This is a genomic window from Vibrio superstes (genome assembly GCF_003569005.1).
GTDB classification, from domain to species: domain Bacteria; phylum Pseudomonadota; class Gammaproteobacteria; order Enterobacterales; family Vibrionaceae; genus Vibrio; species Vibrio superstes.
In genome coordinates, this window is record NZ_BCUR01000004.1 from 836,829 (window position 1) to 862,517 (window position 25,689).

Below are 25,689 nucleotides of genomic sequence, written 5' to 3' on the forward strand. Positions count from 1 at the left end.
CGTTTAAAGCAGGCAAATCAATAGACTACATACAATCCTATTGGTTCCTTAATGATGCCCAGCAGAGCTAGAAGCCTCGACGGCTTGCATCGGTGCATCAGAGACCCAACCAAAATCATAGAACATTGCGGTGACAGGTTCTAAGAAGAACATGATACCAATCAATCCCACAACCGCTAGTACGATGGTATATGGGAAAGCCATAATAACCATACGGCCATAAGAAAGACGAATCAGTGGTGCCAATGTTGATGTTAGTAGGAATAGGAAGGCTGCTTGACCATTTGGCGTTGCTACCGATGGTAGGTTTGTACCTGTGTTGATGGCAACGGCTAGTAAATCAAATTGCTCACGACTAATTACACCTTGTAGCAATGCGTCTTTAACTTCGTTGATGTATACCGTACCGACAAATACGTTATCAGAGACCATGGAAAGCATACCGTTAGCAATATAAAACAGAGCCAACTGTGTGCCTTGGTCTTCTACTGCAAGTACCGCATCGATAATAGGAGCGAACAGGTCTTGTTCAATAATCACCGCAACGATGGCAAAGAATACCGCAAGTAGAGCGGTGAAGGGCAGAGCTTCTTCAAATGCTTTACCCATAGAGTGCTCTTCAATTACGCCTGTAAACGCGGTCGCTAAAATGATGACTGATAAACCAACTAGACCCACAGCGGCAACGTGTAACGCTAGGCCTGCGATAAGCCAAACCGCGATTGCACCTTGTATCCATAGTTTTGCGACATCTTGCTTAGTACGACGTTTTTTCTCTTCTTGGTTGTAGTCTTCCAGTATTTGGCGAACATGAACCGGTAACTCAGAACCGTAACCAAAAACCTTTAGCTTTTCGACTGCCACCGTTGTTAACAGACCCATCACAAGTACAGGTAGGGTAACGGGTAGCATGCGCATGATGAATTCACCAAACAACCAACCGGCTTGATCGGCAATAATTAGGTTTTGAGGCTCGCCTACCATGGTCATTACACCACCTAGCGCAGTACCAACACCGGCATGCATTAGCAGTGAGCGTAGGAATGCTCGGTATTCATCAAGGTCATCACGAGTCAGTTCAGTTAAATGCCCATCTTGGGTGTGATCATGGTTGCTTGCGTGGCCCTGACCCGAAACAACCTTGTGGTAGATCGAGTAAAAACCCACAGCAACGCTGATAACAACAGCAATAACCGTTAGAGCGTCGAGAAATGCCGATAGAAATGCCGATGCAGCACAAAATGCGAGAGACAGCATCGCCTTAGAGCGAATACCTAGCAATATCTTGGTAAAGATATACAGCAGAAGTTGCTTCATGAAGTAGATACCGGCAACCATAAAGATCAACAGTAATAGCACTTCTATGTTAGCCACCAGTTCATGCTTCACCATTTCAGGGCTAGCCATGCCTATGGCAATCGCTTCTATTGCGAGCAGACCGCCGGGCTGTAGCGGGTAGCACTTAAGTGCCATAGCCAGTGTGAAAATAAATTCCACCACCAGTAGCCAGCCCGCCAAGAAGGGGTCTACAAAGAAAAAAACCAATGGGTTAATAATCAAAAACGCAACAATGGCCACCTTGTACCAATCAGGGGCCTTGCCAAGAAAGTTCTTGATGAAGGCGTTTCCTAGGCTTAAAGGCATAATGCTTCTCTCTATAAGTATTGAAATCCTGTTGAGTAGGGCAAATTGCGCTTCATCCCAAGTCAATTAGATTCCAGCAAATGGATAAGCTTAAGATATAAAATTTTGCTGTGGGATGGAGTACGTATATTTGCTAGTAGAGAGCCCCAGTTTCACTGGTAACATCTCGTAACACTCATTTTATCGGCGCATCTTTACTCGTATCAGGGTATTAGTCAAATTTATAGTGTGATTTAGATCTTGTTTGCAATAAATACAGCTAAAAATACCCATTTATATAACTCTAACTTGTTGTTGGTGGCCATTTGGTTATATCAGGTGGGTTTATTTGTATGAGAAATAGTTTATGTAATTAACTTGTTGTTTTTTATTGTTTTATTTTTTTATTTAGCATAGGAAATTATTTTTCAAACGTCGATATATCTTATTTCATATTTTAGCTCATGTGATTTTCAATCAGCATTTACCTGAACATAGGTTTTTACTGTTTTTTTGGTTTTTATGGGATGGTATTTAGTTAAAAGCAATGGGTTTAGGTCGAAGTTCACAAGTTATTTTGCGCTGATTTTTGTAATTCAGAATTAGGTGGTATGATGAGTAATATTTGAATGAAATTTGAGTTGGAATATCCAATCTATGGTTATTAAGGCAAAAAGCCCAGCTGGCTTTGCAGAAAAGTACATTATTGAAAGCATTTGGAACGGTCGCTTTGCACCTGGTTCCATCCTACCCGCTGAGCGTGAGCTATCTGAACTCATTGGTGTAACTAGAACGACGTTAAGAGAAGTTTTACAACGACTTGCACGTGATGGTTGGTTAACTATCCAGCACGGCAAACCGACTAAGGTAAATCAGTTTATGGAAACCTCTGGTTTACATATCCTTGATACACTGATGACGCTAGATGCGGACAACGCTACCAGCATCGTTGAAGATCTATTGGCAGCTAGAACCAATATCAGCCCTATCTTTATGCGTTATGCATTTAAGGTAAACAAAGAGCAATCCGAAGAAACCATTAAGCGCGTCATCGAGTCTTGTGAGGCTTTGATGAAGGCGGATTCATTTGCAAGCTTTATGGAAACGTTCCCTTATGCAGACAAGATTGCGCAGAACGTAAAAGAAGACAACGAGAAAGATGAGCAGAAACGCAGCGAGATCTTGATTGCGAAGACGTTCAACTACTACGACTACATGTTGTTCCAGCATCTAGCGTTCCATTCCGGAAACCAAATCTACGGCTTAATTTTCAATGGCCTGAAGAAGCTCTACGATCGTGTGGGTGCGTTCTATTTCTCAAGTCCAGCTTCGCGCGAGTTAGCATTGAACTTCTATAAAGACTTACTAGCAATCTGCGAAGAAGGAAAGCGAGATCGCTTACCTGGCGTTGTTCGTCAATACGGTATCGAGAGTGGGCTGAACTGGAATGAAATGAAGGTGAGTTTGCCGACAAACTTTACTGAAGACGACAGCTAAAGCTTAAACCTAAAAACGTTACTAAGCCTCGCACTTGCGGGGCTTTTTGTTATCTAGGTGGCAGGATGAGTATGACGATCTACTGATGCTTTGCGTAGTGGTTCGAAAGATTTGGCGATAACAATCGGTCTATTTGATAGCTTAACTAGATTAACTTTATGAGTTGCGAGTGTTAAGTAGGCGACAACGATTAGAACAATATTGATCGAGTGTCGTCTATTGACCCTATTTTTCATTTCCATAGATAACATTAGTAATGATTATCAATGTGAATGTATTTATCACTAAAGTGGTACTAAAATTAAGGGGCGCTCACAGCTTTAACTGAGTTTAAGGAGGGCGTTCAAATGAACCTAAAAACTGGCTTTATTGCAACATGTATAGTGGCGTTTTCACCCGCAGTACTTGCACAACAAGAGGTGTTTAACGGTTTTATTGATGATAGCAACGCAGTTTTGATTGCAGAGAATCGAGGCGGTACCAGCAACGAAATGAGAGGTCTAAAATTTCAGTCTACTACGCTCGAAGATAAAGGCATGACAGATGCTTACGAGAATAAGGAAATGGAGCAAGACATGAAGGAAATGGTGGATGACAGCAACAACTACGACCGTGATAGAGTTCATCATAAGCGTGCCTAATTGCATGTATGATGAAATTGTTACTTGAGCCGCTTCGCTAACGAGGCGGTTTTTTTATTTCTGAGTATCTGTGATTACAATTGAGCTAAGTAAGAATATAGTCGCAGCCAAGTCTATTCTTTACCCCTTCTCTGATCTCATTTACCGGTATTTGTGTCTGATGACACCCCTCGCTTTTTCTTGTCCGTGCAAGCTTTGGGTGCTGATGCCTAAACTCTTTTTTGCGGCAATTAGGCGTTTGATCAGATTTGGTTGCGAGTGATTGTGTATTGGTTCTAATACCGATCGTATTTAATTACTGGTTATTCTCGCGGGTTTTAATCACAAAAGGTCAACAGACCCTAGATAACAGGGTTAGAATTTTTGATTGTAGAGTCACTATTTATCGAAAAATCCGGTCTATTTATCAGAGCCATTTCTTAATTCTTTGTTGTGAACTGAAAGATTTTTAGAAAAGGTAGGGTCTATTGGATTAGCTTCACTTAATGATTTTGTTGTTCACAGGTGAAGTACTCAGTAATCGTTACTGATCCTTTTTGAGAGAGTCGCGTAATTACTGTGCAGTCCCTGTTGAGGAAATGAAGATAAAAGAGAGAATGATAATCATTGGTCTTTTATTTATCATTAATGTGGTATCAAGAAGAAGGGGCGCTCACTAATTTAATTATGTGTAATCGAGGGCGTTCAACATGAATTTTAAAACCAGTTTAATCGCAACCTGTATCATCGCTTTTTCACCTGCTGTTTTAGCGCAACAAGATTTTTCTTTTGGCTTTGCTGATGAGAGTAACTCAATCTTAATCGCAGAAAATCGAGGCGGCACAAGCAATGAGACGAGAGGACCTCAGTTCCGTTCTCACTCAATGGATGACAAAGGCATGATTGATGCTTATGAAGACAACAATATGGACGACGAAATGAAGAACTCAGTAGACAGTGAAGGCTATAATCGTGACACAATACATAACAAGCGCGCTTAGTTCTTTTCTAACTATTTTGGTCCTGTAGACCGCTTCATCTTTGAAGCGGTTTTTTTATGTCTAATAGCAATTTTGAAATTAATGAAAGTCTCGAGAGTGGCTAGGGTCTGTTGACCTTTTGCGATTAAATTTTGCTCGACCAGAAGCCATTTAATCAAGGCGAGGGAATTGCCGCCTAGTCATCTAAGCAAAAGTCGCTCAACGAAGAGTAAATGGCTTCTGGCCGAGCCCTTCGGGTAGCGCTTTGTTGGGCATTTCTACCGCGTTAGTCACTTTTCATGTGGAACCACCACACCTAAAAGCGACTGCCTTGTATTAATACCCAACAAATCGCTACAAAAATAACCTCAAAAGGTCAACAGACCCTAGATAAGCCAGACAACTCATCGCTAATATCGATTAATTGGCCGGCAATGATATGTATGACATCTCCTTCTTTTTCTATTATCCCTTTAACTTTTAGTATCTTAGCGGTCAGATAACTCTGCTTTTGTGCTCTAGCGGTTGCCTGCCACACCACAACATTAATATTGCCAGTATCGTCTTCTAAGGTGAAAAACGTCACGCCTCCCGCTGTGCCTGGAGACTGACGACCAGTAACGACTCCCACCACTGTGACCATAGATTGATGAGGTTGATGTGCCAACTGGTTTTGCCGTGTAAATCGACCTAACTTGTTTGCCTTTTCTAATAAGCTAATAGGGTGCTGAGTGAGTGACAGTCCTGTCGCTGAGTAGTCTTCAATTAAGGCCTCATAGTCGTTGGTATGAAAAGAATAATCCGCAGGTTTGCTCTCTTCAATTTGGCTAAATAAAGGAAGGTTGTCGGCGGAGTCCATTAATTGCCAGCGCGTCGAGTAGCGATCACCGGCAAGGCTATATAACGCATTGGCAGAGGTGATGGCGTGAAGCTGCTGTCGATTCATTCCAATATTTTTTATCTGTTGAAGATGAGTAAAACCACCCACTGGTCGCGCAGCCAGTAGTTGTTGTCTGCTAGTCTCTGATAAGCCTTTTATGAGTTTTAACCCGAGTTGTATCTCACTTTGGTTATGGTTTCTTATTATTGAGTGTTCTTCGTCGGAGCGGTTAACGCACACAGGGTGAATGACGACACCATGTCGCTTAGTATCTTGTAATAATTGAGATGCTGAGTAGAAACCCATAGGTAAACTATTAAGTAGAGCGGTATAGAACTCCGCAGGGTAATAGTATTTAAGCCATGCTGAGCAGTAAGCAAGAACCGCAAAGGAGGCGGAGTGGCTTTCAGGAAACCCGTACTCGCCGAAGCCACAGATCTGTTCAAAGATTTTTTCAGCAAAGCTGACTTCATAGCCGCGCTGGCGCATGCCGGATATTAGTTTGTCTCTAAACTTAAACAGATCGCCATTTTTCTTCCAAGCAGCCATAGCTCGGCGTAGCTTATCGGCCTCACCACCGCTAAACCCTGCTGCTACCATGGCAAGTTTAATCACTTGTTCTTGGAAAATAGGTACACCGAGTGTTCTTGATAGCACCCCTTCGACCGCCTTAGAGGGGTAGGAAACGGTTTCTTCTCCGTTTCGTCGCTTCAGGTAAGGGTGAACCATGTCTCCCTGTATTGGGCCTGGCCTTACAATAGCGATTTGGATGACTAGGTCGTAATAACAACGTGGTTTTAATCTAGGTAACATGCTCATTTGAGCTCGAGACTCAATTTGAAATACACCCACGGTATCGGCTTTTTGTAGCATGCCATAGACATTAGGGTCGTCTTGCAATCGAGTAATATCAGCGATGTTAAGCTGTCGATGATGATGTTTTTCAATCAACTGAAAACAGCGTCGAATAGCGCTTAGCATGCCCAAGGCCAGCACATCGACCTTGAGTAACCCAAGGCTTTCTAAGTCATCTTTATCCCACTGTATAATGGTTCGTTCTGGCATCGCTGCATTTTCAACGGGAACCAACTCATATAAAGGGCCAGAGGAAATCACAAAGCCGCCTACGTGCTGCGATAAATGGCGTGGAAATCCGATGATTTCATCGACCAATTGTATGAACTGCTTACCTTTCAATGATTCAGACTTTAGTCCTAACTCATAGATCTGCGCCTGCCAGTTAAGTCCGCGATCACGACGGTTAATGTTCTTAATAAAGAAATCGAGCTGAGTTTCATCGATACCAAGAGCTTTACCCACCTCACGGATAGCACTTTTAAGGCGGTAGCTGATGACCGTTGCGGCCAGTGCGGCACGCTCACGACCGTATTTTGTATAGATATATTGAATGACCTCTTCACGACGTTGATGCTCGAAATCAACGTCAATATCAGGCGGCTCATTACGCTCTTTACTAATAAAGCGCTCAAACAGTACCGATATTTGCCTTGGGTCTACCGAGGTAATCTCTAAGCAATAGCAGACCACAGAGTTAGCGGCTGAACCTCGCCCTTGATAGAGGATCCCCTTTTGCTTGGCGAACATCACTACATCATGAATGGTTAAGAAAAAGTGTGCGTAATTGAGTTCTTCAATGAGGGTAAGTTCTTTATCTATGAGTTGTTCAACATCCTTAGAGAGTCCATTAGGAAATCGCAGACGTTTTCCTTTGTTCACCAAGTGGCGAAGATGCTGAATGGGAGTGAGGGAAACGGGGACAATCTCTGCTGGATATTGATACCCAAGAGTTGCCAGATCAAACTCACACAGATTTGCTATCGAGTACGCTTCATGCAGCCATTCACTCTTGAATAATTTGTGTAGCTTCGCCTTATTGCGTAAAGCACGCTCCGCATTAGTAAGTAGGTGCTCACTAATATCATTGATAGGGGAACCTAGCTTAATGGCGGTCAGTGTGTGTTGTAGAGAAAGGCGAGTTGCATTGTGCATCAATACACCGCCACACGCCGTAATAGGTAGAGAATAACGGTGTGCTAATTGCTGACAATGCTTTAGGTATTGCTGATCATGGTTACTTAGGTGCCTTTGAATGCCTAACCACAGTCGCGCACTATGGTGCTTGCTTAACCACTGCGCCCATTCATCGTCGTATTCCTTCATCTGAGGAATCCAAATAATGAAACACTGCTTAATAGAAAGCAGATCCCACTCTGATAGTGAGTACTGACCTTTTCCACTGCGCCTGCGTGCATTGGTAATGATACGAGCCAGTTCAGAGTAGGCCTTTTGGTTTGGACATAACAATACGATTTGGCATTCCTGATTGAACCAGAACATGCTGCCAACGATGAGCTTAATGCCTAGCTTATTCTGTTTGATAGCGGTATGAGCACGAACAACGCCTGCTAAAGAGCATTCGTCGGTGATGGCTAAAGCAGAATAACCAAGGAAATCAGACTGCATGATCAACTCTTCAGGGTGCGAAGCCCCCGTCAAAAAGGAGAAATTGCTCTGACAAAAGAGTTCTGCATATTTGAGTGTATTAATGTTCATCTTGATAGGAACTACAGTAAAGGGCTACTCAGTTAACTGAATAAGCCTTGTATGAACCATTCCTTGGTTGGGGTCCGGTATATCCATAACCAGCGTCCGCTCTGTTCTCGCGCGACAAAATAATCGCGATTGACTGAATTTCCATCCCACCACCCACTATGGATACGCTCAGGACCTTGCACGATCTCTACCTTGCTTTCTAAAGGGAGGGGTTGAGAGTAAATAAAGCTAGGGCGTGACAAGGCTGTGGATGTGTGTGTGTTTGCCGGTTTAGAAAATGGGTCGATGCAGCGAGTACTCAACTCAGGCCTTGGGTCAGAATTAGTTTCAATCCCCTGAATGGCATCTTTACCTAGTTTGGCTTGTAGTAGAGAAAGCAATTCCAGTGGTGATATTTCACCGCTATGTTGGTCAAAAAGGTCACTTCTGTTGGCTGGCGTTTCGGCCATTCTTACTACCTGTAAATCAATAGCCAGTACTGGTGCATTAAGGCGCACTGATTCTAAGGAGAGCTTGGAGAGTTGTAGCCATGTCTTCACGCTATAGTCACCAATAGCAGAATAAAAGCTGACTTGTTGCTGAGACTTATCTCTTTGATAGAGGGTCAATTGTATCTCATAGGCGACCTTATCTCTGAGCTTAAGAAAGCACTCCATTTGTTCAAGTAAGCGGGTTAAGGGTTTCTGTAACCAGTCGGTATGCTCAATTTCATACAATAGATTCAGGTGCTGATTGAAGTGAGCGGGTGGGTGATAGAAAGCAACGGGGTGCTTAAACTGCCCTAACAGGCGGCCCACATAATTGACTACCTGAATGTCGAAGCGACGCGCTATCTCCGTCATATTCAGCGCGGTCAGTTGCGTTAGATTATTGACCCCAATACGAGCCAGTTTCTCGATGTTGGCCAAACTGAGCTCGGTAGCAGTCAGGGGACGTGAAACAATGGCGCTCTCAATCTCCACTATGTTATCTGAAACGATATTATGCTGCGTTTCCGCTAGCAGTTTTGCACCCAGAGGCGAGTAAGCTGTGGCATAGCTATAGTGAAGGTGTAGCTGATCTAGATGCTGTGAGATCACCCGCCAATAACTCTCTAGGTCGCGATAAAGAGTCAGCATATTTGAGACCTTAAGTAGCAAACCTTGGTGGGTATACAGGGTGATGTCTGAGGTATAGACATACAACCACTGTGCAATTTGTTGAAGTTTATCTTCCTCTATTTTCTGTTGGTATGGGAATACTTGTAAATCTGCACACAGAGATGCGGCGCTGCCTAAGCCCATACCTAAGATGATGCCTTTTTCTATAGCGGCTTGATTAGCTTGGATAATTTTATGCTTTTCAACAATACAGATAGCAGGGTTCTCACTGCCATCAGCGTGATTCTTAGCCGGTGCAATCGCCTCTGAAAACAAGGTATCTAGCTGCAACCGAGGAAAGTGAATATACAGCCACAGATTCATGCTTGCTGTCTCTTGCGTGCAGGAAAAGGAATAACTTGATGCTGAGGCTTTTCAGTACACAACTGTGGCCAGCGTTGGCTGAGATCAACGGTAAAGGTTTTCTGATGCCAACCACCGCGCCGCTTATTCACACTGACCTTAACTCCGTTTTCAGTAGCCTCTAGATTGACACTAAGGGGAATGGGCAGTGAGCATCCATTATGCTGGTCGAGATTAAAGTGAATATTGAGTGCTCGACCTTTTTCTGCTGCTACTTGCAGTCGACGTGCTTGGTGCATTTCAAGTTGTGGGTGCCATAAGCAGACACATGCGCAGCTGCCACTTTTTAAACACTGTTCAGCGGCCCACAGATTGTGCTTAGTATCTTGGATCACCAAAATATTGCTGGTGGGTATGCCCTCTTTTTCAAAGTAATGAGCGCAAGGGGAAGCGGGAGGGTTGATCAGCACGATAGTTCGGCTTTGAGCAACCGCTTGTAGCATAGGTGTCATTAGGCGCAGTTCACCAATACCAGCCTCTGATTGGATCTCCATCAGGCCAGTTTTTGGGAAACCCTCTAGGTGCTGATCCCATTCGCTGAAACAAGAAGCTTGGCTTTGTATCGAACTTTTTTGCTCAGAACCCTGCCAAATCAACTGCTTACGTTGTAATAAATCGATGATGTTTTGCATAATAAGTACCTGTATATACATACAGTATATTTAACTTTTCATTAGACGCAAGGGATAGCGTTAAGGATCATAAAGATCGTTATGTGAAGATCGCAAAACTTTCAGTAAGGCTTAGCTAAACTAACAACAGATGCGTGCATGAGAGGCAATATGGATAGAGCAGTAGTTGCTTGTAATCGATTTGGATTAGGGGCAAAAGAGAAGGAGCTAGAGTTAGCCCAAGCAGATCCTGTTAGGTGGCTTAAGAATCAATACCAAGCTGACATTAGCCAAGAGTTTTTTATTCACCAACCAACCGCAAATGTCATTATGGCAAAAACGGTAAGCTATCGGGAGCAGACTCAGCAAGCGAAAAAAAATCAAGCCTCAGCAGAGGAACTGCAAAAAATCAAAAAGGAAGGTGCTCAGTTTGCTAGGCAAACTTATCGTGATTATAGCGGTGACTCCTTAATGACTTCGATTAACACCAGTAATAGCGCTAAGCATAGATTACTGGAGTTTTTCTCTAATCATTTCAGCGTTTCTGTAACCAACCCCTTGATGCGCGCTTTAGCTCCAACTCTGGAGAGAGAGGCGATACTCCCACACCTTGATGGATCTTTTGAGCAGATGCTACTTGCGGTTGAACAACACCCAGCCATGCTTATTTACCTCAATAACGAACGCTCGTTTGGTCCCAATTCTCGTATTGGACTTAGGCGTAAGAAGGGGCTAAATGAGAACTTGGCAAGGGAGATATTGGAGCTTCATACATTAGGTGTGGATGGTGGGTATTCTCAGACTGATGTCACTGAACTGGCGAAGGGCATTAGCGGATGGAGTGTCTCAGCTAAGAGCGACAACGGTTTTTTGTTTCGCAAATATGGTCATGAGCCTGGCAAGCGACAACTGCTGGGAAAAGCTTATTCACAGCAAGGCGAAGAGCAAGGAAGACAGATGCTACGAGATCTGGCTCGCCACCCTAATACCGCTAAACACTTGAGCTACAAGCTTGCGCGCCACTATATCAATGACACGCCATCCCCTGAGCTAGTGAAGTCTCTCTCAGAGACTTGGCTAACAAGTAATGGTGATATTCATGAGGTGATGTTGACCTTGGTCTCTCATCCTGAGGCGTGGCAAAGTGCGTCTAAGTTTAAGACCCCTAGAGAATACATTGTCTCTACAGCTCGAGCCGTACCCAACAGCAAATTGACAGAGCGCAGAGCATTGGCGAGCCTTAGTCAATTAGGCCAGATGCCCTATACATCAGGCAGTCCAAAGGGCTTTAGTGATCTAGAAATGAACTGGATGGGAGGAAGCAGCTTGTTGACGCGGGCCGATTGGGCGAACACCTATGCGAAACAGAGCAAGGCTGATGTTAATCAGGTGATGAGAGTGGCATTCAACCAACAGCTTACGCCTGATAATAAACAACGTATTTTGCGGGCAGAAAGTCGTCAGCAAGCGCTCACTCTATTGTTGATGAGCCCCGAATTTCAAAGGCGATAAGGGAAATAAGGTTATGGAATCATCGTCAAGAAGAACATTTTTAAAGGGAACGGCTGCCAGCTTGTTGCTGTTTCATTCCCCTTGGGCTTTGGCAAAAAAATCAGCGCGTTCCCCTAAGGTTGTCTGGGTTGTGTTACGTGGTGCCTTAGATGGAATGCATACCGTCATTCCAAGTTTTGACCCTATGCTAGCCACTCACAGGCCTAGCCTTTCTAAGGCGGCTAAGGGCTCTACACTTAAGTTAGATCAGGGGTATTTACTGCATTCTGCATTACCCAGTCTGCATCAATGGTATAAAAATAAACAGCTAACAACGGTGGTTGCCGTTGGCACAGGGTACGGTTCACGCTCTCATTTCGATGGGCAAGATTACCTTGAGTGGGGAGGGGAAAATAAAGAGTCTGGCTGGCTTGCTCGAGCTCTTGAAATGCAGCACCGCTCGGCCATAGCGGTTTCACAATCAACACCATTGAGCCTTCAAGGCACAGAAAAAGTGACCTCTTGGTATCCCTCTCGTCTCAAAGACAGTAGTGAAGATACCTATCGCTCCATTCTCTCTTTGTATGATACTGATCCTGCCTTGCAAACAGCATTTAAGCAGGGAGTTGAGCTAAAAATGACCGCTACAATGGAAGGTATGGGTAAGCAAAGCGGCCAGTTTGTTTATCTCGCTCAAAGCTGTGGTCGTTTATTAAAAGGCAGCGAGGGTGCAGATTGTGGAATGCTGGAGTTGGGCGGATGGGATACACATAATAATCAAGAACCTCGATTGAAGCGGCAGTTTGCTCAGCTAGATAAAGGGCTCGCTGCATTGAAAGAGGAACTGGGCGAGGAGTGGGATGATACGCTAGTGATTATCGCTACAGAGTTTGGTCGCACGGTTAAGCAAAATGGCACTCAAGGTACTGACCATGGAACAGCAAGTGTATTGCTATTTGCTGGAGGAAGACTCCCCCAAGGAGGACAAGTGCTGGGTGAATGGCCAGGGCTGAAAGAGAATCAACTTTACCAAGGGAGAGACCTAAAACCGACCTCTAACACCTTTGATTGGATTTCTCAGCACCTAGCCTATCATTGGGATACGAACGTCAACACACTCAATCATGCAGTGCGAGGGGCTTAACTGGTATGGTTTTTTGCTCTATCTAGTAGCAGAGCCTCAAACGCTTCTTTGGTAAGAGGGCGACTGTAGTAAAACCCTTGTGCGAACTCACAAGAATGTCTTTGTAGGTAATCTTTATCCCACTGTGTCTCAACACCCTCAGCCACTACCTTAAGACCAAGTGCTTTAGCCATGGCTATGATGGCATTGACTAATTCTTGCGAAGATGGCGTCGTCTCTATCTCTTGTAAGAATGAGCGGTCTATCTTGAGCTTGCTAAACGGAAATTTCTGCAAATAACTGAGCGCAGAGTAGCCGGTACCAAAGTCATCAATGGAGAGATAAACGCCCAGTTGTTTAATTTCCTCAAGCAAGCGCACCGTTTCAAGGGTGTGATTGAATAGAAGGCTTTCAGTGATCTCAATATCAAGTAAGCTTGGCTCTAATCCTGAGTTACTCAACGCTGTTAGGATATTCTCCATTAAGGTGTCTTTTTGTCTAAACTGTGCCGCCGAAAAGTTGACGGCAATAGATAGCGGCTGAATGCTTTGCCATTGCTGAGCCTGATGACAAGCGGTGTGCAGAGCTATCTCGCCAAGCTTATGAATAAGGCCATTTTTCTCGGCAATCGGAATAAATTCTTCAGGAGAGACAAATCCAAGTTTCTCATCATCCCAGCGCATTAGGGCTTCAGCACCTACGATTTGTTCTGTGCTGAGATCAATGATGGGTTGATAGTACATTTCTAGTTCATCTTGATTGATGGCTTGGCGTAACCTAGCGTCGATATCGAGGTTTCTCTGAACATCGGTATTCATGCTTGAGTCATAAAAACTGAAGCCATTTCGTCCTTCTTTCTTGACCCTATACATAGCGGTATCAGCATGCGCCATCAGTTCTTCAGCATTCTCACCATCTTGAGGGTAGATAGACATACCAATACTGGTGGAGACAAAAAACTCACTCGCTTCAAGTTGGAATGGGTCTTCAAAGGTTGCTAGTAATTTTGATGCTAATAACTGGGCTTGTTTCTCTGAATTCAAGTTAGGGATAACCAGCAAGAATTCATCCCCGCCAATACGAGCGACAACGTCAGTCTTACGCACAGAATCTTTTAAGCGTTTAGCGGTTTGCATTAGAATTTGGTCGCCGGCTAGGTGACCTAATGTGTCATTGATCTGCTTAAAGTTATCTAGGTCAATGAACATCACCAAAACATTCATTTCCTCGCGTCTTGCTTGGAGTAGGGCGTGCCTAAGCTTCTCGTCTCCAGACTTACGATTGGAAAGTCGGGTCAGGGTGTCGTGGGTAGCTTGATAGGCCAACTCTTGCTCATACATTTTACGCCGGTCGATCTCTGTCTTCAGACGTTCGTTTTGTCGAGTCAAAGCAGCCTGTTGGTTGTGTGTTTCTTCAATCTTAGTGGTCAGTACTAGATTGGTATTATTGATGCGTAGCGAGTAATAAAGGCCCAATATTACGGGAGCTGCCAAAAAGGAGAGGCCGACAGTAAACCAAGTTGAGGTAATGATCTGGCTTTCAGATACCGGTTCAAACCAAGCATGCAGCCTGAATGGGGTTTTTCCGACTTTTTGGTCAAAATACAAGGTATTACCTTGTTTGAAATCAATAGGATTTCCTTCTGCGTCAAAGGTATTCCAAATAGGTAACATGCCTTGTTGCGTCGCGAGATCTAACTTACTGTTACTGTTTTCGTATTCTTGTGCGGTTAACAGACGAATAATGACATCTAAATTGATATCACCAACGACCACTCCAACTAATTCACCATTGAAGTAGACGTTTTCTAGTACTCGAATCATCATTTGGTCATTTTTGCCAAACACATCTATCTTGTGATCGACGGCACGCATTTCGTCAAAAGGGACGCGACTGATATCAAAGGGGAGTCTTGGGTGAGAGTCTGCGATGACATTGGACTTGAAGCCAACCAGTAACATTCGGTCAAAGAGAGCGCTGGTGCTGAGTGTGGTATCGGGTTTGGTTAGGCGAACGAGATTGCGACGAAGCTGTAGTAAGCTCGACCCTAGGCCATATTCCATGGACATACCAGAGGCAAGGTTGGCAAAAAACGTATAGGTGGTCTTGTGCTTGGCTACCCCTTTTACATCTTCGCTAGTGGCATCAAAGAAGTAATCTAGAGATTCAGAGTAGCTCTTGACCTTAAGGTTTAACTCATTAAGTTGTGACTCTTTAAGGCGATTTTGCCCAGCATTAGTCACGGTAATCATAAGTAACAAGTAGGCTCCTAAAAGGAACCCACCCATTAAAATTGCATTTCGGCTATTAATTCTAAGCCTCATTTTCATATATTGTTTTTCTCGTAAGACTCGAAGTAATCACTGTAAAAATAAAACACCGACGGGTAGTATTTTTCGACCAGCTGATTATATGTGCCGTCGCGCCTGATTTCTCTCAAATAATCATTAAACGCCTTGCGTAGATTTGGTGAGTTTTTACGAAAGCCAGCAGCCATGAACTGCTCTTCAGATACAGGCCCAATAACCTTGATCTCTCCAGGCCACTTCTCTAATGCTATTAGCGTATCAGGGACGTCAAGCAAGGTGTTATCAGCATCTTCATTTAGAATTGCTGGCACCATTTCATTCAATTTACGTTCTTCTTCAGGGAGAATAACGTTAGCGCCTGTGTCATAAAGATTGTATAGATTAGGGTCTAGGCAGGTTTGTTCCATAGCCAGTACGTCTTGCCCGTTGAGCAATTTTTTTACCTGTAGAATATCGTTATCTACTGAGCCACTTGGAGTGATGGGCTTTAGCTTCGAATCTGAACGAGAGATGAGCCAAACAGCCGATGGGAAATAGTCATCGGAAAAATCTACTAGCTCTTCTCGCCATGGGAGGATGGTGGCGCCATTTGAAATAACATCGCCAGTAATGGGAACGGAGTCGCCATATTGAATGCTGTTGTTCTTAAAGATGGCTTGCTTGCCAGTCAATTGACCAAATGCAGTATTCCAGGAGCTCGGAACAAACTCGTAATCCACGCCGATGTACTCTGCGAAGCCTTGAATGAGTTCAATGTCCAGTCCACGCGCAGAATAAAGACCATCTCTATTGATGTAGCTGACAAAATTGGCATAGGGGATCCCGATATGTCGAATCACGCCGGCTTGTTTAACTTCTTTTAGGTCGTACGCATAACTTGGCTTGGCACCTACAAGCATGGTTAAACAAAGGCTACCAACCAAACCGAGAAATGTGCGTTTTTTTATCATCATAGTCATCCTTGATTAATATGATTAGGGCTCGCCAAGGCTAAGCGAGCCCTACTTTTATTAGGACATACGCTTGGCTAGGTGTGCCATCGCATCAACTAATCCCTTTACGTCATCCTCATCGTGGAATAGGTGAGTAGAGATACGTAATGCATAAGTATCAGTAGTATCACCTAGATGCAACGGGAAGTTTGTTGTACGGATAATGTATCCGTAGTCTTCGCGAAGGCGATCACGGAACTCAGTTAGGCGAGCGCCATGAGACTCTTCATTACCTGCTTCACCATCGAATGGGTCAAACGCGGTTAAACCACTAGATAGCTCGCGATTCGGCGGGCAGTAAAATCTACCATCTGATAGTTGCTTGGCGAGCTCTGCTTTGCATAAGGCACTGAGATCCAGTACTCGCTCTTCAATTTTGTCGCGGCCAATTTCATCCCAAAGTTTACACGAATCGGTTAGAGCTTGTTTCGCGGGATAATGGTCATTACCTACATATTGCATACGCATAGTGATACCGTATAGGGAGTAACGGTCTTCACCTAATGACGAGTTCACTAGATAGAAAGGACGACGATCTGATGGCCAGAAACGTAATAAGCGCTCGGCCTCCTGGCGGATGTATAGGATACCAGTTGCACCAGGACCACACTGCCATTTATGACCAGAACCTGCATAAAAGTCGCAATCCATATCGTGCAAGTCGATGTTCATCATGCCGATAGTATGAGCTGCATCCACTAGCGTAGGAATGCCATTGTCACGTGCTAATGCACAAATCTCTTTAGCGGGAAGCAGAGTACCTGTCTTATAGGGAATGTGAGAGAACATGATTAAACGAACATTACCATTCACATTATGCTTAGCAATTGCGTCAGCAAACACATCGACATAGTCTTGCTTAGTTAGCTCTTTCTCACCTGTATATACTGGGATTTCAATCTCTACAACCTTGGCACCGCAACGTTCGGTAGCAACAAATAGAGGTGATGTTCCACCAATATGCTCATGGTGAGTAGTGATAACAATATCACCTTCTTGGAAGTCTAAACCACTGATGACTGAAATCATGCCATCTGTAGTATTGCGGCTAAGAACAATCTCGTTCTCGTCTGCCCCAAATCCTGGAGCAATATCTGCAACCATTTCACTGACGTATGGCCAACCACCGAATTTTTCTTGCATGTCCCACGGATATTTAGCGACGATTTCGTTGTTTTCAGTGAACGTTTGTAACACGCTCTCTGGCATTGAGCCCGTGGTACCAACGTTCATATAGACACTTTTTTTGTCTAGGATGAATTCTTTTTTAACCTGTTTCCAAAAGTTTTTATCAGAAGAGCCATTGTTGCCTGAGAAACTAGGTTTTTTTGCTAGTGCGTTGGTTGAGAAAAGGGTCGAGCCTAAGCCAGCAACAGCAACACCTGCGCCGCCTTTTAGAAAGTCCCTGCGATTAAACTTCGATGTGGTTTCACTCATTTTTCAATTTCCTTTGGTTGAGTTGGGTGAACTTCGTAACCAATATTCAATTTAAATAGAGATATTCAGATTGAACATTCTTAGAACAGCTTAAATCTAGATGGCAAGAGCTAAGGTTGTTTAACCGCTTAAATAAAATCCGTAAGATTCCGTAACATTACTGTATTTAACGTAATAGTTTTATGAGTATTAAAGAATAATGAAATAACTATAAGTTATTGATAATGAATGTTTTGTGAATCAACCCTTTCTGTCGCCCTGAACTATCTAGTTCTATTTGTGTGGATTATATTTACAAAGAGAAACAATTGATATGCTTGGGGTGTAAGGTTATTAGGAAGTGTGATCTTAGTTGTATCAAGCTTCAAAATAGTAATTTAAATCCAGTTGGTTAAGAAACAGTAACTGGTTTCATGTATAATATACGATCGCTTTTAGCGAGCACGAATGTGCTAAGAGGGTGCATGTCCAGAAGTCTGGATAAATACATTATTGAGAATACTGACTACCGCAGGTGATATTTAGAATCATCTCTTTTCAGATAGAGTCGGTGTACATGTGTATAATTGGCCTTTTAAGCAAAGAGCAATAGTACCTTGGCAAAGCGTAGCCCTATCATAGAAACAACCTCATACGGCATCTACTCTCACTGGGATGCGGATTCAAAGGACCTTCCGAAGATTACTCAGTTTACCAATACGGTGACGGCCGAGGAGGGGGTGGAGTTTGGTTTTATTGTTAATATCAAAAAAGCCAAGGGGACCCTGCTCAATTACTGCATCTATCATCCTGGTATCATCAATAAGAAGGGTAAGGTATTAGCGCCTTTTGATGGAGAAATCTATGTACGCAGTAATGATTGGAATTTCTATCTCGGGGATACGATCCAGCTGCTGCACCCCGTTGATGGCTTAGAGAGCAATCTAGGTGAATGGCGTATGGTGCTTGAAATGCAAGGCAAGATTATTGCTGAAAAGACATTTCGTGTCGTAGGGCGCGATGAGGCGCAGTTCTGGAAGCAGCGCGGGTTTTAATGGTTCTTATCAGGGTCATTATATTCTGGTAAGTGTTGGTTAATTCTAGGTTTTCTTATCTTGGTTTAGCGAAGGTTTGTGTCCAGTAAATCTCATACTCAGTGTCGCTTTTTTCAACGAAGCCGGCTCCCATCTGAGTCACCATAGGATCCATCATATTTTTACAATGCCCTTCGCTTCTCATCCAAGCCTCTAGCACGGCATCAACTCCGTGTTGCCCTGCTGCCACATTTTCTGCCCATGCCGACCAAATGTATCCCTGCTTGGTAATGCGTTCATCTGGTGAGCTGTCATTTGAGCCTGTATGAGAAAGAAAATCGCCCTCAGCCATATCCTTTGAATGTTCTTCTGCGACAGCCTGTAAGGTCTTATTCCATGTTAGTGGGCCGACAGCAGGCATTTTGGCAGAACCACATACCTGAGGTTGCGCGCGAAGTGTGTTGACGGATTTCAACATTTTGTCGTTATCTAGATTACCCGCCAGAATGCTTGTCGAAAACAATAAGCATGAAAGAGTGTATCGATAGGGAAGCATACGTTATTCCATGTGAATACGAGAACAGGGGCGAATGCCAATCACAAAAATCAACGGCAAAAATGTGACTGCGCTTGGCAACGTCATGACCAGTTCAATATAGAACCAAGTAGTAAAAGACACAAAGAATGTTATCAGCAGGCATAAAAAAAGCCTCGTAAGAGACGAGGCTTTAAAAATAGCGTTAAGCTAAATTTTCAATTACTTCTTAAGGTTAGTGAAGTAGTCGAAGATTACTGGTACGTCGTTGTTACCCATGCCTGCATCAACAGCAGCTTGTAGGCTTGTAGAAGTACCTTGAGCGATTAGTGACTCAGTACCTAGCTCTTCACAAAGTGCAAGGAAGTAGCCAAGGTCTTTGTTTGCGTTAGCAACAGAGAAGCCTAGTTTTTCTTCGCCGTCTACAGCGTAGAACTTACAGAACTGCATGAACGGAGAGTTAGAAGGACCAGCTGACATGATGTCAAATAGTTGCTGACCGTCAACGCCTGCTAGTTTAGCAACTGCGAACGCTTGAGACATAGTAGCAACAGTAGTCATACCCATGAAGTTGTTTACAAGCTTAGTAACGTGACCTGCACCTAGAGCACCTAGGTGGAATACGTTTTCGCCTTGCTCGTCAAGAACTGGTTTAACTTTGTTGAAAGTTTCGATGTCGCCAGCAGCCATGATGTTCAGAAGACCATCTTTAGCGTGTGCAGGAGTACGACCTAGAGGAGCATCGATCATGCCAGCGCCTTTAGCAGCTAGATCAGCACCAATCTTCTTAGTAGAAGCTGGGATAGAAGTACCGAAGTCGATTAGAGTTTTGCCTTCAGACATACCCGCTAGGATACCTGTTTCGCCGTAAACTACTTTCTCAACAACTTCTGAAGTTGTTAGGCAAAGCATTACGATGTCAGATTTTTCAGCAAGTTCTTTACCAGAAGTTGCTTGAGAAGCGTTGCCACGAGCTAGAACTGCTGCAACTGCATCTGTGTTTAGATCCATTACGTTAACTTCGTAGCCACGGTTTTGTAGATTTTCAACCATGTTGCCGCCCATAAGGCCAAGGCCGATGAAACCAATTACTGGTTTAGTCATGTCTAACTCCTAAATATACTATTGTATGATTATATCGGGAGAGAGGATATACGCCCATCAAGATTTAATCAATCGTAGAATCACAAGAAATGTAGACCAAACTCAAATTTTTTGAACATTGACCATAAACAAGGTAACAAACTGTGTCTGAAACATGCACATTACAATCAAAAATGAGCGCCTGATCACATGTGTCGGTGAGTCTATTTTTTCTATCGAACAACTTCTAAAGATTAGGTCATATTAAAACACCAGCTTATTGGTTGAGCACATTTGAAGGCAGGATCTTTTTCTCAATGAGCTGTTCTAGTAATAGACGGGTCTGTTTTCTAAAGTAGTCACGAAGCAAGCGTACTGTAGGAGTGATGGACTGACGGCTTGGGCACACCAGCCACAGCTCGGTGGGTGTCGGTTGATAATCGGTTAGCACATTGACAGTGCGGCCAGACAGTAAGTCGTCTGCCATATCTAGGCAGGATTTAATTGCGAACCCATGCCCTGAGACACACCAGCGTCTAACAAGGTCACCATCGTTAGAGGCTCGGTTGCCCTTTAGTTTGACCTTGAAAGAGTGTTCCTCTTTATTAAAGCGCCATTCATTTTGCACAATATCACCCAGTTGATAGAACAAACCGTTGTGATTTGTGAGTTCATCAGGATGAGTGGGAGCGCCATGTGTATCGATATAATTTGGTGAGGCACAGAGTAGGCGAGGGACATTGCATATCTTAAAGCCATACATACTGGCATCCGTCGGAGAGCCATAGCGAAGCGCCATGTCGACAGAGTCTCGATAGAAATCAATATTACTGTCACTGATGTTACTGCGTAAGGTGACCTCTGGGTGCTCTTGCAAAAAACGGTCTATCCAAGGAGTAATCACATTTCTGCCAAGGTCTGAAGACAGAGCGATACGGATCTCTCCCCCTAGTACATCAAGGTCTTCTTGAACATTTAACTTAGCCACCTCAAGTAGCTGTAGTGCTTGTTCGCACTGAGGGAGATAGCGTTCCCCTGCGGGAGAGAGCCTAAGCTGGCGAGTGGTTCGAATAAATAGCTCTATACCCAGGGCCTTCTCGACTCGCTTGATGGCGGCACTTGCCGTAGCTACCTGCATATCCAGGCTGTTTGCCGCTGCCGTGATGCTTCGAAATTCAGCGACTTTAAGTATGATCTTAAGATCATTTACTAGCATATATTCAACCAATTTTTGACAATGTATCAATCAATATAGTGTTTTTCATTGAACTGGCAAGTCGTAACATGCACCCATCGGTTAATTCATCATTTGGTGCTCGTCATGCAACAACTTCATTTTCAACAGGGGCCTATTCGTCCCCCGTCAGAGGCAGATAGCTTACTGATCCGTACCACTCAAGGATGTCCTTGGAACAAGTGCCGTTTTTGTACTTTATTTGAGGGGATGGAGTTCTCGATTCGTTCGGTTGACGATATTAAGTGTGATATTTGGGCTGCTAAGGCGTTTTATAAGGAACGTAAATTTACCACCTGTTTTTTGCAAGATGGTGATTCCTTTGCAATGCCAACAGAGGATTTATTAGAGGTGCTTAATACCTTGAAGCAGGCCTTTCCTGAGTTGAAACAGATCAGCTCTTATGGCCGTGCGCAAACCATGACTAAGAAAACACCCCAAGAGATGAAAGCCATCTGCGATGCTGGGTTAAATATGCTGTACTGCGGCATGGAGTCAGGCTCGATTGATGTATTGAAGAAGATGAAAAAGGGCATAACGCCAATGTCGATTCTAAAGTCAGCGGAGTATGCCAAACAAGCGGGCATGAAGATGATGACATTCGTCATTATGGGGTTAGGCGGCAAAGAACTCTCTGAGGTTCATGCCATCGAAACCGCAAGATTACTGAACCTGATCAATCCAGATGAGATTCGTATCCTAACCTTGGCCGTAAAAGCCGGCACTGAACTTGATGAGATGGTGCAACAAGGGAAGTTTACACCATTAACTGAAAAAGAAATGGTGGATGAGCAAAAGCGATTGATCAGCCTGCTGGATGGTATCGATAGCCAATATGGAAACTTTCACTCTATTAACCTTTTAATGGAGCTCAGTGGCCGTTTTCCTGAGGCAAAGTCATCGCTACTTGCTACCATTGATGAGTTCTTAACCATGACTCAAAGCGCGCAGGATAATTTTATTCTTGGGCGCAGGATACACTACTACAGCAAGCTTCAAGACATGAGTAATCAACTCTATTTCGATACGGTTCAACAACAATTGAATAAGATATCAGCTAGCAACCAAGATACCATTGAAGACGTGTTCTACCATCTTCGTCAACGAATGATTTAGTGAGTGTAATAATGATTGATTTACAACAATGGCAATACCCTAATCCACAGCAGAGTCCATGGCAACTTGAGGGGAACACCTTAAAGGTACAAGTGAGTGAGGGTAATATGTGGGGTGCTGGTGGTGTGGCCGCCAACAATCTATTTTTGTATAAATCGACCCCAAGCTCAGATTATACCGTGCAAGTTGGCGTCAAACTGGCTCCAAACAGAGCTTTTGAGCAAGCAGGCATAGGCCTTTATTGGGACAATGATAATTATATCAAGATCAGTAAAGAGATGTTCAATGGGCGTTTGTCGCTGGTTTTCGTAACCGAACATAAGGGTAACCCAATGGTCAATGCGTTGATGGATTACCCTGACTCAGATGTCATGCTTAGGTTGGAGAAAAAACAAGGTAGGGTCATCGCTATGTTATCGGCGGACAATGGTATTGAGTGGCAGAATATAGGGAGTACCGAGTTACTAGAAGGTAAGGAAAGCGCACTCATGCTTTATACCTTCAGTGGCTCAAAAATAACCCCCAATATGGCCCAGTTTACGGATCTACAGATAGAACCAATGTCATAGAGCCTTTAGTTCAAGACATACGGTTCTTTTCGTGTCACAAGAAACAGAACCCTCATCTATGGCTTCGACGGTATTCATTGCGTGCTTAATAAGCATAACCTAAGGTCACATAGGCAGAGTCATCGCTGTATTCACCGTTGTTGAGGTGCTTCCAAGACAGGTTGGTGGTCAAGTCCCCTGATTTATAGGTAATACCTAGATTGGAAATCAGGGTGTTTTGGCTATCTTCGGCATAGATATCATCACCAAAGTTATTGGTATAAAAATTGTTATTCTCAGCCAGATTATACTTATATGCCATGTTAACTGATGGTATGAGCACTGCTTGATTGCTTAGCGTAAATGTTTTCTGATAATTAAACTCGGCGCCGATTTCTGATTTAATCAGGTCATTCATATCATGCTGAATTATGCTGTTGGTTGTATAGCTATCCATTGTGCTATCTGAATAGTTATATAGACCTTTAACAACGATATCGCCTGCGGTATTGAAGGTATATTGTTTGCCTATAGCAACGCGAGCGTTAAAACTATTCCCGTCGATTTCTCCTGATACTGTCTCAATCTCATAAGCTGAGTAGGCATACGTGATGTTGCCTTCAACAAAGGCAGAACTTGCTAAATGGTGTTGCGTATAGAGGCTGAGTGCATAATTGTTTGATGTTGAATCAGCCACTTCATTGCTGGAATAATCCGTATCGTTGTATGCGTAAGTGAATGCCGCTCCAATCTTATTTGAAGAGTTTAGGTTGCCATCAACACCAATAGTGACACCGGATGTAGAGAAATCAGTATGTTGTACGTCACTGCCGCCTTGTCCACCCTTACGGTAGTTTAGAGTTATCCAAGCTCCAGTTTCAGAGCTATCAAGGATTGCTGTTGAGCGGGAACTGATTCTGCCGCTAATCATATCAAGCATGTAAGCATTATTTTGAAGCTCTGTACGAGCAATATTGAGTTCTTGAGAATCAACATTGTTTAGTGAGGTGCCATTTGTCAAAGCAACAGCATCTTGTTCGCTGATGACAATAACATTGCCTTCATCATCGGTTAAGATAACCTTGTCTGCACTCCCTACGTTCGTTACAGAAGATATACCATAATCGTTATCGCTCAATACTTTGGTAACGGTACCTGTGTTGGTAAACGAGACTGAATCTACTTCCCCCTCCTTTTGTACCTCCGAGTTCGAGATGTAGGTTAAGGTATCGTCATTGCTAGCTGATATTGTTCCATTTCCAACATTAGCTTGGCTATCTTCAAATTGAAGTGCTTCTCCATTCAGGGTGGCAACATGACTTTTTTCGCCAACAATAATATGCCCGTGATTATTAAATGAGCTATTTGTATCCGCATTAGTAAAGTTTACAGCAGAGGCATCTCTTCCATCCACGTAGACATTTCCGTTGTTCGTTGCGGTACCATTGGCAATATTAAATGCTGCTGATTGGCGTCCTGATACGTAGATATCCCCATTATTTATTGCGGTGGAGTTGCTTCCCATGCTTGCAGAGGTATTGATTAGTGCAGTTTGAAACGCGCTTAAAGCAGTATCCGCATTTTCGTCTGTTAAAGACTCAAACTGAATGGAATCTAGGGCGTTGTTTACTTGCGAACCATCAATGTGTTCTTGTTGAAAGTCATCAATCTTATGGCTGATGACTTGTGCACTGATAGTATCTGGTATTTGGGTTTGAAGGCGGTCGATAGTATTATTTATTTTATTTCCGTCGACTGATTCTTGGGCTACATCAATATTGCTATTGACCGTATTCATCAGTGGGTTTTTTGCTTTTATGATACTAGCGCTAGTCTCTATTACTTTTACACTAGGATCATAGTATCCGCCCACTTGCATAGCGCTAGACTTCTTGCCTGAAACATAAATTTCAGCATTTTGTGCATTTTCGACGTGGCCATTAATGCTAGAAGAAAGACCAGCAGATTTTTCAGCATTAACATGGATATCGCCGCTATTAATGGCAGTACTGCCGGTACCAATGGCAGACATTGCGACATTCTTTTTTGATTCTTTAGTGACCAATATGTCCTCAGTCTCTCTGGTACCGCCTAGGTTGCTAGTCTCAATGAAGGCTTGTATGACGTCACTATTCCCGATTACTTGAACCATGCTTAGGCGCTGGTAATCCTCATTAGAAACATTGATTGTCCCCTTATTGGTTACAACTCCCCCATCGGTTGCTGACATTCCTGAATTGAGCACTCCAGTTATATTGATATAGCCATTATTAGTCGCTTGATTACCATCACCAGATGCAATAGTTCCTTCATTGCCTGTAGGGGTGGTTTGAGTTGTACTTTTTGTAGGGACCAACGCAGTGTTATCTGTGTGAGTTTCAGCAAAAGAAGGGGAAGATAAAATAGCAGCAATAGAGATGGTAATAACGTTTTTATTGAACATGGATTTCTCTTAGTTGGTAATTAATTAAAATCCATTTAACTAAATTAGTATTAATGATTATGTCTATGATGTGTCTGT

Annotated in this window: 19 protein-coding genes; 8 read left to right on the forward strand and 11 right to left on the reverse strand. The window is 43.4% G+C overall.

Annotated elements, in window-relative coordinates:
• Nucleotides 1-48 precede the first annotated feature (48 nt).
• On the reverse strand, nt 49-1,644 hold the full coding sequence (nhaB, locus tag D5I41_RS11865; protein ID WP_017027980.1) for a Na(+)/H(+) antiporter NhaB: 1,596 nt from the start codon (nt 1,642-1,644) through the stop codon (nt 49-51).
• A gap of 636 nt (nt 1,645-2,280) precedes the next feature.
• Between nhaB and fadR the strand changes: the two genes are divergently transcribed.
• The 3 genes from fadR (at nt 2,281) to D5I41_RS11880 (ending at nt 4,741) form a co-directional block, all read left to right on the forward strand.
• Nucleotides 2,281-3,120, forward strand: coding sequence for a fatty acid metabolism transcriptional regulator FadR (fadR, locus tag D5I41_RS11870; protein WP_119009952.1), 840 nt, complete (start codon nt 2,281-2,283; stop codon nt 3,118-3,120).
• Nucleotides 3,121-3,467: 347 nt separating this feature from the next.
• Nucleotides 3,468-3,761, forward strand: a complete 294-nt coding sequence (locus D5I41_RS11875) for a hypothetical protein (RefSeq protein WP_119009953.1) — start codon at nt 3,468-3,470, stop codon at nt 3,759-3,761.
• Nucleotides 3,762-4,450: 689 nt separating this feature from the next.
• A complete protein-coding gene (locus tag D5I41_RS11880) occupies nt 4,451-4,741 on the forward strand; it encodes a hypothetical protein (protein WP_119009954.1) in 291 nt (96 codons plus the stop codon).
• A gap of 355 nt (nt 4,742-5,096) precedes the next feature.
• Here the strand turns inward: D5I41_RS11880 and D5I41_RS11885 are convergent, their stop codons facing one another.
• From D5I41_RS11885 to imuA, 3 genes are read right to left on the reverse strand one after another with little or no spacing between them, the layout of a single operon-like run.
• Nucleotides 5,097-8,174 (reverse strand): error-prone DNA polymerase, encoded by a 3,078-nt coding sequence (locus tag D5I41_RS11885; RefSeq protein WP_119009955.1) that lies wholly within the window; start codon nt 8,172-8,174, stop codon nt 5,097-5,099.
• Nucleotides 8,175-8,206: 32 nt separating this feature from the next.
• Nucleotides 8,207-9,637 carry a Y-family DNA polymerase gene (locus D5I41_RS11890; protein ID WP_119009956.1) on the reverse strand — a complete coding sequence of 477 codons (1,431 nt, stop codon included), beginning with the start codon at nt 9,635-9,637 and terminating at the stop codon, nt 8,207-8,209.
• Entirely contained in the window at nt 9,634-10,308 is a 675-nt protein-coding gene (imuA, locus tag D5I41_RS11895) for a translesion DNA synthesis-associated protein ImuA (protein WP_119009957.1), read from the reverse strand. The genes D5I41_RS11890 and imuA overlap by 4 nt, the downstream gene beginning before the upstream one ends.
• A gap of 150 nt (nt 10,309-10,458) precedes the next feature.
• Here imuA and D5I41_RS11900 point away from each other — a divergent pair, with 150 nt between their 5' ends.
• Together D5I41_RS11900 and D5I41_RS11905 are read left to right on the forward strand one after the other, a co-directional pair.
• Nucleotides 10,459-11,799, forward strand: a complete 1,341-nt coding sequence (locus D5I41_RS11900; protein ID WP_119009958.1) for a DUF1800 domain-containing protein — start codon at nt 10,459-10,461, stop codon at nt 11,797-11,799.
• A gap of 13 nt (nt 11,800-11,812) precedes the next feature.
• Entirely contained in the window at nt 11,813-12,922 is a 1,110-nt protein-coding gene (locus tag D5I41_RS11905) for a DUF1501 domain-containing protein (protein ID WP_119009959.1), read from the forward strand.
• Here the strand turns inward: D5I41_RS11905 and D5I41_RS11910 are convergent.
• The 3 genes from D5I41_RS11910 to D5I41_RS11920 are packed head-to-tail and all read right to left on the reverse strand — an operon-like array spanning nt 12,919 to nt 17,639.
• The gene (locus tag D5I41_RS11910) at nt 12,919-15,189 is read right to left on the reverse strand and encodes a putative bifunctional diguanylate cyclase/phosphodiesterase (RefSeq protein ID WP_119009960.1); all 2,271 of its coding nucleotides are present in this window, start codon (nt 15,187-15,189) and stop codon (nt 12,919-12,921) included. The two genes, D5I41_RS11905 and D5I41_RS11910, sit on opposite strands and share 4 nt — an antisense overlap.
• 38 nt (nt 15,190-15,227) lie before the next feature.
• The gene (locus D5I41_RS11915) at nt 15,228-16,169 is read right to left on the reverse strand and encodes a transporter substrate-binding domain-containing protein (RefSeq protein ID WP_371860104.1); all 942 of its coding nucleotides are present in this window, start codon (nt 16,167-16,169) and stop codon (nt 15,228-15,230) included.
• A 51-nt stretch (nt 16,170-16,220) separates the two neighbouring features.
• A complete protein-coding gene (locus D5I41_RS11920; RefSeq protein WP_119009962.1) occupies nt 16,221-17,639 on the reverse strand; it encodes an aminotransferase class V-fold PLP-dependent enzyme in 1,419 nt (472 codons plus the stop codon).
• A gap of 596 nt (nt 17,640-18,235) precedes the next feature.
• Between D5I41_RS11920 and D5I41_RS11925 the strand changes: the two genes are divergently transcribed.
• On the forward strand, nt 18,236-18,673 hold the full coding sequence (locus D5I41_RS11925) for a DUF3859 domain-containing protein (protein WP_119009963.1): 438 nt from the start codon (nt 18,236-18,238) through the stop codon (nt 18,671-18,673).
• Between the two features lie 55 nt (nt 18,674-18,728).
• Here D5I41_RS11925 and D5I41_RS11930 read toward each other — a convergent pair whose 3' ends face one another.
• From D5I41_RS11930 to D5I41_RS11940, 3 genes are all read right to left on the reverse strand, one after another.
• Nucleotides 18,729-19,208, reverse strand: coding sequence for a CAP domain-containing protein (locus tag D5I41_RS11930; RefSeq protein ID WP_119009964.1), 480 nt, complete (start codon nt 19,206-19,208; stop codon nt 18,729-18,731).
• Nucleotides 19,209-19,409: 201 nt separating this feature from the next.
• Nucleotides 19,410-20,291 carry an NAD(P)-dependent oxidoreductase gene (locus D5I41_RS11935; protein WP_119009965.1) on the reverse strand — a complete coding sequence of 294 codons (882 nt, stop codon included), beginning with the start codon at nt 20,289-20,291 and terminating at the stop codon, nt 19,410-19,412.
• Between the two features lie 256 nt (nt 20,292-20,547).
• Entirely contained in the window at nt 20,548-21,486 is a 939-nt protein-coding gene (locus tag D5I41_RS11940) for a LysR family transcriptional regulator (RefSeq protein ID WP_119009966.1), read from the reverse strand.
• A gap of 105 nt (nt 21,487-21,591) precedes the next feature.
• Here D5I41_RS11940 and D5I41_RS11945 point away from each other — a divergent pair, with 105 nt between their 5' ends.
• The gene (locus D5I41_RS11945) at nt 21,592-22,620 is read left to right on the forward strand and encodes a B12-binding domain-containing radical SAM protein (RefSeq protein ID WP_119009967.1); all 1,029 of its coding nucleotides are present in this window, start codon (nt 21,592-21,594) and stop codon (nt 22,618-22,620) included.
• A gap of 11 nt (nt 22,621-22,631) precedes the next feature.
• Nucleotides 22,632-23,189 (forward strand): DUF1349 domain-containing protein, encoded by a 558-nt coding sequence (locus tag D5I41_RS11950; protein WP_119009968.1) that lies wholly within the window; start codon nt 22,632-22,634, stop codon nt 23,187-23,189.
• Nucleotides 23,190-23,274: 85 nt separating this feature from the next.
• Here the strand turns inward: D5I41_RS11950 and D5I41_RS11955 are convergent, their stop codons facing one another.
• A complete protein-coding gene (locus D5I41_RS11955) occupies nt 23,275-25,611 on the reverse strand; it encodes an autotransporter outer membrane beta-barrel domain-containing protein (protein WP_119009969.1) in 2,337 nt (778 codons plus the stop codon).
• Nucleotides 25,612-25,689: the final 78 nt, after the last annotated feature.